The following is a 14,291-nucleotide window of genomic DNA, read 5'->3' on the forward strand; positions in this document are numbered from 1 at the left end:
GATATTTGAGCGGCAAAAAAGCGGTGCAAGATAGGTTCATATGTTGATACTATTTAATTCGTTGGCGACGCTTTTAAGCGGTTTGTCAGAAAGGAGGTATACTTTGAAGAAAGTAACGGTTTATCTTTCAGAAAATACATACGATGTCTTGAACAATCTATCTTCCAAAAGAAAAGAATCTATGTCATTAATCGCAAGAAAAATACTTGAAAAAGGACTGACAGAAGAAGCTGCAAAAGACGGGATAGACGCCGTAACGGACGCCGTAAGAAGGGCTATGCGCGACATCCTGAAGCCTACCGAGGACCGCTTAGCCAAACTTGCAGCCAAGGCTGCGGTAGCAGCTGCTACGGCTATGTATCTCAATACACAATGCATTGCTGACTTAGGGAAGAATAATGCTTTGGAGTTATATCAGATAGCCCGCACAAAAGCCGTCGCATACCTTCGGGAAAAGGATGAAGAAGCATGAGTCGAGCACCCTTCATAATAAAAATAGCCTTTTACAAGGCGTCTCAAAAAAATCAGGCAAAAAACGTTGCACACATCCAGTATATCGCCACAAGGCCGGGCGCAGATAGAGGCGAATTCAACATAGGTGACGACCTAGATGCAGATCCCGGTACCGCCGCTGGCCATGCAAAGTATATGGACGAGAGGCCTGGCAGCCACGGACTGTTCGGCCCCGAAAACAAAACGCCTGACCTAAGGGAAGTCCAGCGGGAACTTAAAGATCACAATGGGATTGTCTGGCGTATGGTCTTATCTTTGAAGGAAGAAGACGCCATAAGACTGGGATATACCGCAAGGGAATCCTGGGAGAAGGCCCTCAAGGCCACGATGCCTGAAGCTGCCGCTAAAATGGGTATTCGAGAGTCAAATCTGAAATGGGTTGCCGCCTTTCACCAAGCCCAGGGACACCCCCACGTCCACGTGGTCATGTGGGAAAAGACACCCCAGCGTACAAGGGGTGTCCTTTCTTTAGGGGAACGAAAGGACCTTCGCAGGGTATTTGTCCGTGAAATATATGCGGAAGAAAGACTTGCTCTTACGGCTAAAAAGTCGGCCATCAGAGACCTGATTAGAGAAACGGCGAGAAAGGACGTTTTTAGTGTCATAAGAGAGATTGAGAAAGCTAGACTGGAAGTTAGGGCCCTTGCAGGACAGGAACCGGGCCTCCCTCCGGTATTACATACTGTTACTCAAGAAGAGCTTATAAACAAATTAAACGGCTTGGCAAAAATCATGCCCGGACACGGCAGGGTTGCCCTTAAATACATGCCGGTGGAAGTGAAAAAAGAAGCAAGAGAAATAGCTGACTGGATCCTGTCCCAGCCTGGCTTTACGGGGTCTGTGGAAAGATATAAGGACCTTGCCAGACAGCTGGCCGGCTATCATACTTTTCAAGAGCAAAGGCTAAACGAAGCTGCACAGAAGGCTTACGAAGATATGAGAGACAGGGTAGCTCAGATAGTATTGCAGGGTGCTGTTAAAGTCCAGCAGATCGAGAGCTTCATAGAGTCCAGGCCGCAGATGACCGAGCATGAAGCGACCGAATATGAGGCGGTTAAGATTTCGGAACAGGCCTTAGAAAGAAAGGAAATAGAGAATATACCACAAGAAGGGACTATAGGCGGAAGGAGGATAGGTGCAGGCAGCGCCGATGAAGCAGCCAAAAGACTTTGGAGGACCACGCATTATTCCTTGAACAGGGTATATCTCCAGGAAAACCCGGGGGCCGACATACTGAAGCCGCGGCTGAACGAAAATTTTAGAAAAGAGATAGCCGAGCGCCTCCAGGATATAGCCAGCTCAATGCCGGACCTGCAGGGAAAACCTGCATATACTTATCTCCCTGATGAGTTAAAACAAAAAGCAAGGGAAACGGCTGAATGGCTCCTTACCCGCCAGGAACTTCAGAATCGTTTTTCTGAAATTGGCCCCTTAAAAGCCGAACGGCTAACTCGGCGTATGGCGGAACAGGTAGCTATCAGAGCTTATGATCTTGTGCCGAAAGAAGTACCTGATGTTGAAATGGTGCTCCACAGCCGCCGGGCGGAAGAAGCGGTAAATAAATTACGAAGCGTTCGGTCGGACTTTGTCAAGGATGACCTCGAAGAGGCAAGATGGACGGTAGGCGCCATATACCGGGCTCTGACTTACCTTGGAAAAGAAAAAGAGGCTCGGGAGGTTGCAGAGAGATTCGGGAAAGAAGCCGGACTACAACATAATGAAATTCTAAAAGCCCTGGAAAAAGAGATTGAGCGTATACAATTTATAGCCGACAAGTCCCAGGAAAAGGGTCAATATCAAAGGCATATGAGCCGGAACGACTGGCAGCAGCTCACCGAAAATCTGGGTTTAGAAGAAGAGGAGCTGCTGTTCCCCTGGTTTGGTGTAAAAAAAGTAGAAGAAAATGAGGCTGAAGAAAAGCAGAGAGTAAAAGAAGAATTAAAGGTAACTCTGATCGAAGATAGAGTTTCTCCTGCCGTTGCCGTATTAGAACAGGCTGGTGGAAAGCCGGAAGATCTAAAGGAACTTCGATGGACATTGGTCACAATGACTTCCGTGCTCAAAGCTTTAGGGGTAGATGAAGCTGGCCGGGAAAGGATTGTGCGGGGCTGGTGCGAGAGAGCTGGCGTGGATATATTGGAAGCAAGATTGAAGGATGTACTGGATAGGACGACAATATCGAAGGATGATATTTGGCTCGGTAAACGAAGCTGGGAAAGGCTTATGGCCAATCTCGGCATTAAAGATGCACCGGACCTTCCCTGGTCGGTCGGCAGCCCTATACCAATGTCCGCCAGGGTGGCCTCGGATGTATGGAAGGCGGCCTGGAGGGCACTGGAACGGGAAAGGCTCAGGGCTGAGGCCCAGGTCCTTCTTGCGGCTGAAAGGGAGATGCAGAGGAAAAAAAGAGAGGCCGAGAGGGAGGGGAAAAGCCGTGAAGGTTAGGATGGCAATAGCGGCAATAATACTTATTTTCGACCTTTTCTTTATGCCTTTTTTGTGCAGCCTGCCGATTTATGCTAAAGATTATGGATTGCAGAAAGGCTTCCAGACATGGAAAACTTACGTAATAGAAAATCCCATATCGGGTGTATTTTTACTAGATAAAGAAGCTATTCGCACCCCCTGGCTCTGGCTCCAGCCCGCCGTCGCCGCGGCAGTGCTTTCAGTCCTTTTCCCTATATACGGCCGTAGAAGAAGGAGAACTGATGAGATGGGCCTGCCGGAGGCTGCCGGCCAGGGACAGCACGGCACTGCTCGGTGGAGGACGAAGAAAGAAATATCAAATACGTTGACAATATGGGAAACGAAAAACGACAACCCCCCGAAAGGGGGTTTTGTAGTAGGAGCTGAACTCGGCAGGAATTTCAAGGCGTGGCTTGACACCGGAGACACCCACTGTATGGTCATAGGGTCTACAAGGAGCGGCAAATCCAGGCGGACAATACTCCCCACTATATGGACTTTGGCGCGGTCAGGAGAGAGTATGATAATCACCGACCCCAAAGGGGAGCTTTTCAATTTTTCCTCAGGCTACTTGAAAGGCCTTGGTTATAAAGTGATCCTCATAGACCTTCGGGACCCTTATAGAGGTAACCAGTGGAACCCTCTCTTGTCTGTAGCATCTGCCTTACAGGACGGTAATTATTCAGCAGCCAGCCAGGCCGCCTGGGATATTGCCAATATATTGACAAATCAACAGCTTCACGTTGGCGATTCTATTTGGCCACAGTCACAGGAAAGCCTAACCGCCGCCCTTATCCTTGCCGTCGCTTCCTTTGCGCCGGATGACAGTAAGCATCTCGGAAGCGTCTATGAAATGCTGCACCGTCTCGGTGCAAACGGCGGCGACATGCTGGATGATTATTTCCGCTCTTTGCCCAAAGGCCACCCTGCATCATCGGCCTACGGCGTTGCGGCTCTTTCAGAAGACAGGCTCAGGAGCTCAATTTTTACCGGCACTGCCGCCCAATTAAGGCTCTGGGCTGACCCGGCTGTGGTATGGCTCACGTCACGTCAGGACCATAACTTGAACATAGCCGGCAGAGAAAAGGCGTCAATATTCATCGTTATACCCGACGAGCGAGGCACCCGAAATGTCATTGCGGCCCTGTATATAGCCCAGAGCTACCAGGCTCTGGTGGACCTTGCGAATGCGAACGGAGGTAAATTGCCGCAGAAAGTCAATTTTCTATTGGACGAATTCGGCAACCTCCCTCCAATTCCTGAATTCGATAGAAAAATTACAGTGGCCGCCGGCCGGGGTATGAGATTCCTTTTGGCTGTCCAAGACCTCTCTCAAATTAAAGCAAAGTATAAAGAGCTTTCGCAGACCATCACCGGCAACTGCGCCACATGGGTTTACATTCTTACGACGGATTTGGATACGGCAAGGGTAATAAGCGGGAAGACCGGCCAGTACACGGTCAGGACGGAAAGCTATTCATCTCAGGTGCGACATACCGACTATAGCCACAGTACGACTGAAGGCCTCACAGGGAGGCCTCTTTTGCTGCCCGACGAAGTGTTAAGGTGGCCAGCTGACAGGGCGCTGGTGCTTCAGGCCAGGTGCAATCCGGCGTGGCTTCCACTGCCGGACTTATCAAAATGGCCTGCAGCAAAAGATTTAACACCATCTTTTTCTTCGGAGGAAAAGGAAAAGGAGGTGGTCACCGCCCCGCCGGTGTGGGTCCCCGGCGTATCGGCGGGCGAGGAAGAAAAGAAAACTGAAATTACGAGCCGGGAAAACGAAAACTTACTATCAAAACTCAGGTAAGGAGGAGATCTTATGCCTGATTTTATTTCCGGTGCCGCTGATTTATTAAACGACGTCTTAACATGGATCCTATATATTATCCCTGCAGCCAGCGGTGCGGCAATAGGCTATCACGCCCTAATGAAGCAGATGGGGGACGGCGACCCGTCTGTCACCGCCGCACACAACAGGTCCATAAGGAATGTCCTGGTCGGCGGGGCTATCGGCATGAGCGCCGCATCGCTTGTAAAGGTATTTCTCTCTTACTTTCAATAAATAAAGGGGCTCGTGAGCGGGCCCCTTTATCTTATAATGGAGGTTTTAGTATGAACGTTATATCTAACCTTATTAATACTGCTATTACAGACTTTATAACCAATCTTCTTGACAGCATCTTAAGCGTTTTTGTCGCTTTTGCCGGGGATGAAATGGCTCTGGCGTTGAAAATCCTTGAAACGCCTTACGTAGTCAACGCAATATCGCTTTCCAGGACACTGGCGGGGAGCCTTTTGGGTGTGAAAGTGGCCGCCGAGGCGGTGAAGTCTTACATACTTTACAGTTCTGGAGATCCGGGAGCTGATCCTTTGAACTTACTCCGGCGCACCGCTTTTTCAGCTTTTATGATTGGGGCAGGTCCCTGGGCAGTGACTAATGTCTACAAATTCGGCGGAGAGCTTGCCAGGGCAGTTGCAAAACTACCCTCCACAAATGCAGATAACCCATTGAACACGATATTTTCACTTTCGGCGTCATTCTCGGCAGCCCTCGTCGTGACGTCATTCGCAGCAGTAATTATCTGGGCGCTGATACTTATACAGACCGGCATAAGGGCAGTGGAAATCGCATTTCTTGCAGTGTCGGGTCCCATAATGGCGGTAGGGCTTACCCGCCCCGACGAAGGAGTCTGGTCCGCATGGTGGAGGGAGCTTATAGTCCTGTCCCTTTCCCAGGCCGTGCAGACCTTCATGATCCGCGGCTTCCTTTCCACAGCGGCAAATATCTTCTTCTCTTCGCCGATGCTCAATATGCTGATGCTTATCGGTTGGCTATGGGTAGCGTTTAAGACACCGGCGGTGCTTCGGCAGTTTGCCTACCATTCCGGCATGGGCTCAGCCATAGGTCATGCCGGCCAGACGGCGGGCAGTATGTATATTCTGAGGAGAATGATGATGAGGGGATGATAATAAGTGTATCAGGTGCCGAAAAATATATCTGCCAAGTTTGAGTTTTTCCCGGGTTTTGGGTGGAAGGAGCTTTTCTTTGTCCTTGCAGGCCTTTTAACGGGCTTTTTATTTTATTTGCTTTTAGGCATTTTTACTCAGTCTCCTGCGAGGTATTTGGCGATCTTCGTCCCGGCAGGGCTTTCTTATTTCTTATCAGTCCCGGGCCCCGACGGGAATAGCGTAATAAGCCTTATTAAGTGCTACCTTAAGTGGAGTAAAAAACAAAAAAAATACCTCTATATTCAGGAGGGTATGTAGATGCTTAAAAAGCTCCTAAAAGATAAAACATCGAAAGCCGAGAAGGCAAAAATAGAAGATCAGAAAAAGAAGTCCGTCCAGGAATGGCTACCGGTGATCGACATTACAGAAAACTTTGTTAAACTTAAGGACGGTCGCTACGTAAGCATCTTAAAAGTCAGGCCGCTCAACATCGGGCTGAAAAGCGACAACGAGAAAAAGAGGATAATACACTCCGTATTCGAGGCCCTAAACGGCTTAAAAGAGCCTCTACAGATATTCTCCATGGGCAGGCCCGTAGACCTCGACCCCTATATCCAGTCTCTCAATACAAAATCGAGAGAGGAAATAAACATCACAAAGAAAAGGTTACTTCAGGAGTATTTGAAATACGTGGCCTCTATTGCAACTGGCGGCGAAGCGATAGAGAGGCGGTTTTTTATCATGCTTTCCGGGAAAGAGAAGGATGAATTAAAGACAAAAGCCCACGAGCTTGCCGCAAATCTCGATAAATCCGGACTGAAAGCGGAAATGTGCACCGATCAAGATATTATTGACCTTCTCTTTTGCTTCTCTCACCCTTCCCAGGCGGCGTTCGAGAGACCTCCGGCGTTCACCGGGCCCTATCTTCCGCCGACATACTTTAGTGGAGGTGACAGATTATGAAAAGACAAAAAAACACTAACATCCTTACCGGCCTCATAGACATGCTTTCGCCACAGGCCCTCAAATTCAACGCACGTCAGCTTACATTCAACGACCAACTCGCGAGAATCATGGTCGTTTCAGGATACCCACCTAAGGTAAACGCAGCTTGGCTTTCAAGAATCGCCTCGATGCCTGGGGTAGTATGCGCCGTCCACATCGAGCCGACAGACCCTACCAACCTTGTATTAAGCATAAACAAGGCTATCGGCGAATACGCCGGAAGGCTGGAGATGGGCGGCAACGCCCTTACCATCCAGAGAACCGAACAGGCCCTCAAAGATGCCCAGGACCTTCTGCGGAAAATAGACCAGGAACAGCAGCAGGTTTTCTACGTCACCGTCGTCCTAATGGTACTTGCGCCGGACCAGCAAACTCTGGACCGCAGGACAAGGCAGGTTGAGGCTGCCCTCGCCGCCTCCGGCATGAGGGGAAGGACTCTGGTATTCCGACAGGAGGACGGTCTGAAAGCTGTTGGTCCCTGGTGCATACTGCCTGATGAGGTTAAAGAAGCAGGGGCAAGGAATATGCCTGCGGAGACGGTGGCCGCTAGCTTTCCCTTTACGGCCAGCGGTATAAACGACGGCAGCGGCATTGTGTTAGGGAAAGACAGAGACGGCGGCCTGGTGCTGGTGGATATCTGGAAGCGCGGCGGCGACCGGACGAACTCCAACTGGACTATCCTGGCTAAACCTGGCGCAGGAAAAAGCTTTGCAGCGAAAATGCTCCTTTTAAGGGAATTCATTCAGGGCAGCAGGGTAATAATTATCGACCCGGAGCGGGAGTATAAAGAAATGTGCAGGCTGCTCGGTGGTTCGTGGGTCAACTGTGCCGGTGGAGAAGGGAGGATAAATCCCCTTCAGGTGCGTCTGAGGCCGGTAGGTGAAGATGAAGAGGGGGACGCTATCTTTCAAAGTCCCCTCGCCCTCCATATTCAGACCCTCAGGACATTCTTCAGCCTGTATCTTCGCGACCTTACGGATATTGAAAAGGCTGCATTGGAGGATGCCTTAGTAGAGGTATACCGCGATGCTGGAATAACTTGGGATACCGATCCCGCAGATATCCCTTCGGATAAATGGCCCACGACTAAGGAGCTTTACAAGTATTGCATTGGACAGGCAAAAACGAACAACGAGACCTACGGTCGACTTGCGGTGCTTTTGAAAAGGTGCGCCGAAGGTGCCGATGCCAATCTATGGGCAGGCCCTAGCACGGCGAAAGCAGAGTCGGATCTTATCGTGCTCGATGTTCACGACCTCCAGAACGCCGACGAAGGGGTAAGGAAGGCTCAATATTTCAATGTGCTCTCATTTGCCTGGAACATAATAGAGAGGGACCGCCAGGAACGGACAATTCTCGTTGTAGATGAGGCATGGCTACTCGTTGATCCGCAGACGCCTCAGGCTCTGGCCTTTCTGCGCGATACTTCGAAACGCATCAGGAAGTATATGGGGAGCCTCGTTGTCATAAGCCAGAACGTTATAGACTTCCTCGCACCGGAGGTGCAGCGATACGGCCAGGCACTTCTCGATAACCCGACTTACAAACTCCTGCTGGCGCAGGGTGAGAAGGATTTGGAGGCTATAACAGGCCTCTTGAACTTATCCGAAGCGGAACACGACTTACTTGCAACAGCAAAAAGAGGTGAAGGCCTCCTGGTGGCCGGCTCCCAGAGGATCCATCTGAAAATCGAAGCCGCACCCTATGAATTACAGTATCTTACCGGAGGCGGAAGCTGATGCATTTTGTTGGGAAACTGATTTTGGCTTTCTTGCCGGAACCGGAAAAGATCATCAAATTCTTGCTTATCGCTTTTTTTATACCGGCTTTACTGCTCATTCTGCTGTTCGCGGGGCCCATAACCGCATACGAAAGGGTCCCGCTTGCTACTCCGAGCCAGATTAAAATTTATGTCGATGCCGCAGTGAAGGTCAGCGAAAGCACTAAAAACCCATACAGCGAAGGTGTCAAAGTCGACTGGAAGCCTCTTGTGGCAATTGACGCTGTTAGGTTCATGCAGGACTTCAGCAAGTCTACCCCCGCCGGAGCCGAAAAACTAGCTGAAATGTTTATCGAGAAGACTGATGAGATAGAGGTAAAAGAAGGAGACCCGCCGGTTACCAAAAGGTATCCGATATACAGGCTCAAGAGCCTGGATGAGGTTCTGGATTATCTCAAATTTTCAGCACAGGAAAAAGAAAAAGTTAAAGAGTTTCTAAGTATTGACCTTTCGTTTCTCTTTGTTGCCGACTCCGGTGTTCTCGATGGATGGATACCTTTGGAAGGAAGCTTAAAATGGCCCCTGCCGGGAGTTTATAAAATCACTTCAAGATACGGTCCTAGGATCGATCCCGTTTACGGAGGCAGTGGTTTTCACCGCGGAATAGACATCGCCGCAGCAACAGGCACACCTGTAGTAGCGGCGGCTGATGGCAGGGTGGCCTATGCAGGGTGGTGTGGCGGCTACGGTATCGCAGTTTTTATCTGGCACGGGGACGGCATGGAGACCAGATACGCCCACCTTTCAGGAACGGCCGTCAGGCAGGGTGCCGTCGTGAAGGCCGGAGATATCATAGGCTATGTGGGGTCGACGGGGAAGAGCACCGGCCCCCACCTCCATCTTGAGGTCAGGGTCGGCGGAAAGGCTGTAAATCCTTTAGATTTTTTCAAGTAACATTCAAATTGCTTATTAAGGGATAAATAAATTATAATGGAGGCATAGGGATGGATAAGCTTTATTCTATTTTAAAGCCTCATGACAGCTGGTGTAATGATGAAGGAGAAGAGAAAAATTTGGAGGCAAGAAAGGCCCTGCAGGATTTTTACAGGGAATTAAAAAAATTAAAACCTTCTAGAAAGTATGAAAAGAATATACTGCATTTATCGTATATTCCTTACCTTGTAAGAATTAAAAAAGCTCTTAACGAAAAAAAGTACATGAGAGCGTGCAATGAACTTATTTCTCTAATGCATTACGAACCTTTCCTTCAGGGAAGGATTTATTACAACATTCTCAATCTGCTGGGGAAAGAGGTGATGAAAGATTATACTTGAGAGGTTTATAAAAAAGATATTAAAAAAGAAAGTTTTTCTGGATAAAATAGAGCGAGCCTACGAGTTTAAATATGCCCTTGAGTTTGCCCATCAGGCTGTAGAAAATGAGAAGATGAAGGAAGATAAGATTCTGATATTGGATTTCATGCTTGATGTAATTAAGGAAGATCTAAAATACGATTTTCTCACAAATATCTTTTATCGGGAAGAATATTTTGATAGAGGAATAAGAATTCCCCCACCTTTTCCGTATTCTTATTACGATGAAACAGAAAAAAAGATTTCCATTTTTGAAAGGAAAATTGGAATAAAAAATGTGGATTTGGCCAAAGAATGTGTTTTGGTTTTTCCATGGCATAGGGGAAGGATGAGAGAAAGTATTAAAAATATAGGAAGTAACGAATTTAGATACGATAAATATAATCATAAAGCCTTCTATTTTTCACCTGTAAATATCTGTTTTATATATAATGGGAAGCATTCTATAACTGCTGGTGTAGGATTTAAAAAAGGATGTATTGAAGCTCCTGAATATGACGTAACCGGACTTTTTAAACATGTGTATACGGATGGAGTATACTGGTACAACAGCCACAACAACCAGAAGTTTGAAGATGAGCTGCTTGATTTCCGTATTGGAATTATCTATGAGCTTTCGAAATTGAAATATCAAATAGAAAAAGGACTTGAATAGGATAAGCACTTCTGCATGGATTCTGCAGATGTGCTTTTTAAATTTAATGGAGGGCTGAATATGGATGCGCTAGAAAAGTATGAAGAGGATGCCAAACTCTACGGTGCTTTCCTGGACGCCGCAAGGATTGCCGGAGAAAAGGCAAACATTTCAAGACAAGAGTTACTTTTAATAGATCCTGATAATCCTATACTGAAACTATCTATGAGAGAATACGCCCTATTGAAATCTCATCCGATTTTGATGCTGGCTGAAGTTCTTTTTGGAGGAAGTGAAGGTCCCGGCAGGAAAAACATCTCCCCGCAGATGGCTTTTCTTGCGGCGTCTGTGGCTGTAGGGCAGGGATATAGTGTGGACAGGGTTTTTAGGGTGTTGGAGAGGCTTTTTGCGAGGGAGTTGGAAAGGAGGGTATAAATTTTTGCTTATATCAGTAATTCTCACAAAGCAAAGATCGGAAAAGGTAATTGAAGCTGCAAAAGAACTGGGAGAGATTATCCTTGAGCAGGTAGGGACACTGGACTCTCAGGGAATAAAAGACGTATTGAATTCTGCGGCGAGGGTGGCGTCTGATATCCTCATCCTTGACCTGGATATTGGATCTGGGAGGGATATTGTGGCCGCACTCCAAAGTTTCAGAATAGCAAGACCTCATACGAGAATTATCATTCTTGCACCGGCAAGAGAGCCGGGAGACGTAATAGTATCTTCCCTAGTAGGATTAGGTATATACGATATAATATCAGGGTCGAAAGATTCGGACTGGGGAAAGCTGGTCAAAGATGCCCTTGCTAGACAGCCCGCCACTTACGCCCAGGCGGCCAGGTGGCACACCGGGCAGTTTTTAGGCATTCCACCTGTAAAGGAACAGGTTATTATCGAAGAGAGGCCTTCTGGTGTCGTTACTATCGCTGTAGCCGGTACCGCCCACGGCCTCGGATGTACTTATACTGCTCTCTCCATAGCTTATTTTCTAGCGCGTTTAGGGCATTCCGCGGCTATTATAGAAGACAGCCAGAGGCCTTCGCTCGGGTTTCTATGCAGCGTTCTTAAAGCGAGAAGCGGGAGGGTTCAGGGCTCTTTTATGATTCATGGGCTAGACATTTTTCCTCTGGATGAAAGCGCAACAGATGTTAATTCAAATTATGATATACTCCTTAAAAAGATTAGAGCGGGACAATATGAGTATATTGTCCGCGACATTGGTGTTTTAGACCCTGTAAGAGTCAAAGAAATTTACAAGGCCGATTTTGCTTTTATTGTAGCTTCAGCGGCAAAATGGAGGTGGCAAGAGCTTATTGATAAGATTGATTCTGAATTTAGTATTATTTTTCCATTAGCTTCACAGAATGATATTGAAGACCTTTCTTTTTATGCCGGGATTAAAGGAACAGCTCTACCTCACTGTCCAAATCCTTTTTCTAAAGATAATGATTTACTCTTTTTAAAACTGCTTGCTCCTATACTCCCAAATAGAAAAAGAAAGAAATCTCTTTTCGGACTTTAACTGTTTTAGGCCTCGGCCCTGCATCGAGCACCTTCGGGCTCCATGCAGGGCTAAAAATTAGGGCACCTCCGCTTTCGGGCTTACGCCCTGGCGGAAGTGCCCTCTTGCAAAAGCGGTATAGAAAACAACAACCCCGGCCTCTGGCCGGGTATTAATCCGCCTCACGGCCCCGGTGATTATAACATCCCGGCGCGGGCCTTCGGCAAGGGGTCCGCTTCGCCGCGGTGAGCATAAACGGCCTCCGCCCCGTCCCTGGCGGTCCGGGTCCCCTCCAATTATCCCTCCCCGCGCCCCTTGCCTTCGCCCGGCCGGGACCTTCTTTGGTAGCCAAGCCGTGAGGCGGCTCCCGGCAGGGACGGAGTCGGGAGTGCCGGGCAATGAAAGGAGGTCAGGTGCATGAAGGTAGTTTCAGCCGTAATAGAAAATTTTATCAATTGTGATATAATAAATGAAAAGGAGAGGAAAGGTTGTGAGTAAAAGAGAGAAGTTAATAAAGAAAATGAGAGAAAATCCAAAAGGAATAAGGTTTGAAGAAGTTGATAACCTACTGGTTGGTATAGGTTTTCACAGAAGACAGCCACGCAAAGGTTCGAGTCATTATATTTATAGAATGGGCCCACATAAACTTGTCATAAAGCGAGAAAACCCTGTTAAGCCTGTTTACATAAAAGAAGCTATAGAAATAATAGATTTGATAGAGAAAGGAGAGAATCTGAATGAGTAAAAAGGACCTGGAATACTATCTTAATCTAAAATATCCCTTTATCGTTCGTCCCTTAACTGAAGAAGAAGGCGGAGGTTTTGCAGTAGAATTTCCGGATCTTCCTTTCTGTATAGGAACCGGAGATACAATTGAAGAAGCTATAGAAGATGCACAGAAAGCCAAAAACGCATGGTTGGAAGTTTCCTATGAGGACGGCGATGAAATTCCGGAACCGGGAAGCTCTAAAAAGGCTGTAAAAATACCTGGGGACTTATATCGTGCTATGGAAAATAGAGCGAAAAGAGAAGGGAAAACTGTAGATGAATATGTTGAGGAGATTTTAAAAAAGGTGGTTTAAAGTTAAAGTCAGAAAAATCAATGTTAAAGGAGGATTTCTAATGCGAAAAATTGTAGTCTTATTTTTGTCGGCGCTCCTGATGCTGTATGCATCAACACCGGTGCTGGCAGTGCAGGAGATTACCCCTGATAAGGCCTTTGATAAAGAAGCACTTATGAGGAAATTCACATATAACGGCAAGGAATATGATGATCTGGTACTGGTCATACAAGGCACGGAGGGAATTTATGCTTCTTACCTTTCAGAGTTCCTGGAGTGGCGACTTGAAAGTGGTGTAGTTTACGATTTGGATGATGAAGAAGAACGAGATCTCCTCATAAAAGAATTTTTCTCACGTAAAACAACAGGTTTTTGGATGTATCCGTCAGTAGAAATAATTTCCATCAACGGGGAACCCTGGCAGATAACGGAATACGCCGAACACATAAAAGAAGCGGTACATAACAACTTGAACCCGGGAGACCTGCTCTACGACAAAAACGGAGAGGCATGGAAGTATTTTTGCAACCCAAAATACAACGGCGTAGCCAGTATTTTACTTAAGGGCAAAACCTCTCTATCCTTTCCGGTTCTCTGGGAAGATAGAATTTCCATGTATAACCCGTTAAACGGCGGTAAACCGGTTAAAATAGAGACAGACGTCAAAGACGGAGCAGTTCTGAAGCTTGGTAGTCCAAAAGTTACCATTACTAAAAACGGGATTTCAAAGGTAAACACACTCTCGGTGGCTCCGCTGGCTCTAGGAGGTCGGACACTGGTGCCCATACGCGGCGTCATTGACGAATTTGGTTACGACCTCGGCTTTAAGAAAAATATTGTAACCGTAACTTACGACGGTCATAAAATTGAATTACCCGTAAATTCTAAAAAGGCTTATATAGACGGGAAAGAAGTCATTTTAGACCAGCCAGTGATAATCAAAAACGGGCGCACTCTCATACCACTCAGGTTTATAGCCGAGAATATCGGTTTTGACGTTGCATATAAAGACGGGACCATAAATCTAATAAAGACTAAATAAGACCCTTTCTAAAAGGGGTCT

The 14,291-nt window shown here is 47.2% G+C and carries 16 protein-coding genes; all 16 read left to right on the forward strand.

What is annotated here, in order from left to right; translation table 11 throughout:
* The first annotated feature begins 103 nt into the window (after positions 1 to 103).
* The 16 genes from TOCE_RS02170 (at position 104) to TOCE_RS02245 (ending at position 14,270) form a co-directional block, all read left to right on the forward strand.
* Positions 104 to 472 (forward strand): hypothetical protein, encoded by a 369-nt coding sequence (locus TOCE_RS02170; RefSeq protein WP_013275252.1) that lies wholly within the window; start codon positions 104 to 106, stop codon positions 470 to 472.
* Positions 469 to 2,958: a MobP3 family relaxase gene (gene mobP3 / locus TOCE_RS12390; protein WP_013275253.1), complete on the forward strand. Its 2,490-nt coding sequence runs from the start codon at positions 469 to 471 to the stop codon at positions 2,956 to 2,958. The genes TOCE_RS02170 and mobP3 overlap by 4 nt, the downstream gene beginning before the upstream one ends.
* A complete protein-coding gene (locus TOCE_RS02180) occupies positions 2,948 to 4,789 on the forward strand; it encodes a VirD4-like conjugal transfer protein, CD1115 family (protein WP_013275254.1) in 1,842 nt (613 codons plus the stop codon). The genes mobP3 and TOCE_RS02180 overlap by 11 nt, the downstream gene beginning before the upstream one ends.
* A 12-nt stretch (positions 4,790 to 4,801) precedes the next feature.
* Positions 4,802 to 5,044: a hypothetical protein gene (locus tag TOCE_RS02185; protein WP_013275255.1), complete on the forward strand. Its 243-nt coding sequence runs from the start codon at positions 4,802 to 4,804 to the stop codon at positions 5,042 to 5,044.
* Between the two features lie 50 nt (positions 5,045 to 5,094).
* Positions 5,095 to 5,949, forward strand: coding sequence for a conjugal transfer protein TrbL family protein (locus TOCE_RS02190; RefSeq protein WP_013275256.1), 855 nt, complete (start codon positions 5,095 to 5,097; stop codon positions 5,947 to 5,949).
* A gap of 6 nt (positions 5,950 to 5,955) precedes the next feature.
* On the forward strand, positions 5,956 to 6,249 hold the full coding sequence (locus TOCE_RS12845; protein WP_013275257.1) for a PrgI family mobile element protein: 294 nt from the start codon (positions 5,956 to 5,958) through the stop codon (positions 6,247 to 6,249).
* A complete protein-coding gene (locus TOCE_RS02200) occupies positions 6,250 to 6,894 on the forward strand; it encodes a TraC-like domain-containing protein (protein WP_013275258.1) in 645 nt (214 codons plus the stop codon).
* On the forward strand, positions 6,891 to 8,675 hold the full coding sequence (locus TOCE_RS02205; protein WP_013275259.1) for a VirB4 family type IV secretion system protein: 1,785 nt from the start codon (positions 6,891 to 6,893) through the stop codon (positions 8,673 to 8,675). The genes TOCE_RS02200 and TOCE_RS02205 overlap by 4 nt, the downstream gene beginning before the upstream one ends.
* Positions 8,675 to 9,610, forward strand: a complete 936-nt coding sequence (locus TOCE_RS02210; RefSeq protein ID WP_013275260.1) for a M23 family metallopeptidase — start codon at positions 8,675 to 8,677, stop codon at positions 9,608 to 9,610. The genes TOCE_RS02205 and TOCE_RS02210 overlap by 1 nt, the downstream gene beginning before the upstream one ends.
* 50 nt (positions 9,611 to 9,660) lie before the next feature.
* On the forward strand, positions 9,661 to 9,990 hold the full coding sequence (locus tag TOCE_RS02215) for a hypothetical protein (protein ID WP_013275261.1): 330 nt from the start codon (positions 9,661 to 9,663) through the stop codon (positions 9,988 to 9,990).
* Between the two features lie 46 nt (positions 9,991 to 10,036).
* Positions 10,037 to 10,684: a DUF6710 family protein gene (locus TOCE_RS02220; RefSeq protein WP_041423829.1), complete on the forward strand. Its 648-nt coding sequence runs from the start codon at positions 10,037 to 10,039 to the stop codon at positions 10,682 to 10,684.
* 60 nt (positions 10,685 to 10,744) lie between these two features.
* Positions 10,745 to 11,098, forward strand: a complete 354-nt coding sequence (locus tag TOCE_RS02225; RefSeq protein WP_013275263.1) for a hypothetical protein — start codon at positions 10,745 to 10,747, stop codon at positions 11,096 to 11,098.
* 4 nt (positions 11,099 to 11,102) lie between these two features.
* Positions 11,103 to 12,188: a hypothetical protein gene (locus tag TOCE_RS02230; RefSeq protein ID WP_013275264.1), complete on the forward strand. Its 1,086-nt coding sequence runs from the start codon at positions 11,103 to 11,105 to the stop codon at positions 12,186 to 12,188.
* Between the two features lie 469 nt (positions 12,189 to 12,657).
* Entirely contained in the window at positions 12,658 to 12,912 is a 255-nt protein-coding gene (locus TOCE_RS02235; protein ID WP_013275265.1) for a toxin HicA, read from the forward strand.
* Complete coding sequence (locus TOCE_RS02240) at positions 12,905 to 13,249, forward strand: type II toxin-antitoxin system HicB family antitoxin (protein WP_013275266.1); 345 nt, start codon at positions 12,905 to 12,907, stop codon at positions 13,247 to 13,249. The genes TOCE_RS02235 and TOCE_RS02240 overlap by 8 nt, the downstream gene beginning before the upstream one ends.
* 40 nt (positions 13,250 to 13,289) lie before the next feature.
* Positions 13,290 to 14,270 (forward strand): copper amine oxidase, encoded by a 981-nt coding sequence (locus tag TOCE_RS02245; protein WP_013275267.1) that lies wholly within the window; start codon positions 13,290 to 13,292, stop codon positions 14,268 to 14,270.
* The last annotated feature ends 21 nt before the right edge of the window (positions 14,271 to 14,291 follow it).

Source organism: Thermosediminibacter oceani DSM 16646 (assembly GCF_000144645.1).
Lineage (GTDB): Bacteria > Bacillota > Thermosediminibacteria > Thermosediminibacterales > Thermosediminibacteraceae > Thermosediminibacter > Thermosediminibacter oceani.

Coding starts and splice junctions, on each gene's coding strand:
- TOCE_RS02185 (WP_013275255.1), top strand. CDS start 4,802: ATGCCTGATTTTATTTCCGGTGCCGCTGATTTATTAAACGACGTCTTA.
- TOCE_RS02240 (WP_013275266.1), top strand. CDS start 12,905: ATGAGTAAAAAGGACCTGGAATACTATCTTAATCTAAAATATCCCTTT.
- TOCE_RS02190 (WP_013275256.1), top strand. CDS start 5,095: ATGAACGTTATATCTAACCTTATTAATACTGCTATTACAGACTTTATA.
- TOCE_RS02205 (WP_013275259.1), top strand. CDS start 6,891: ATGAAAAGACAAAAAAACACTAACATCCTTACCGGCCTCATAGACATG.
- TOCE_RS02245 (WP_013275267.1), top strand. CDS start 13,290: ATGCGAAAAATTGTAGTCTTATTTTTGTCGGCGCTCCTGATGCTGTAT.
- mobP3 (WP_013275253.1), top strand. CDS start 469: ATGAGTCGAGCACCCTTCATAATAAAAATAGCCTTTTACAAGGCGTCT.
- TOCE_RS02215 (WP_013275261.1), top strand. CDS start 9,661: ATGGATAAGCTTTATTCTATTTTAAAGCCTCATGACAGCTGGTGTAAT.
- TOCE_RS02225 (WP_013275263.1), top strand. CDS start 10,745: ATGGATGCGCTAGAAAAGTATGAAGAGGATGCCAAACTCTACGGTGCT.
- TOCE_RS02200 (WP_013275258.1), top strand. CDS start 6,250: ATGCTTAAAAAGCTCCTAAAAGATAAAACATCGAAAGCCGAGAAGGCA.
- TOCE_RS02210 (WP_013275260.1), top strand. CDS start 8,675: ATGCATTTTGTTGGGAAACTGATTTTGGCTTTCTTGCCGGAACCGGAA.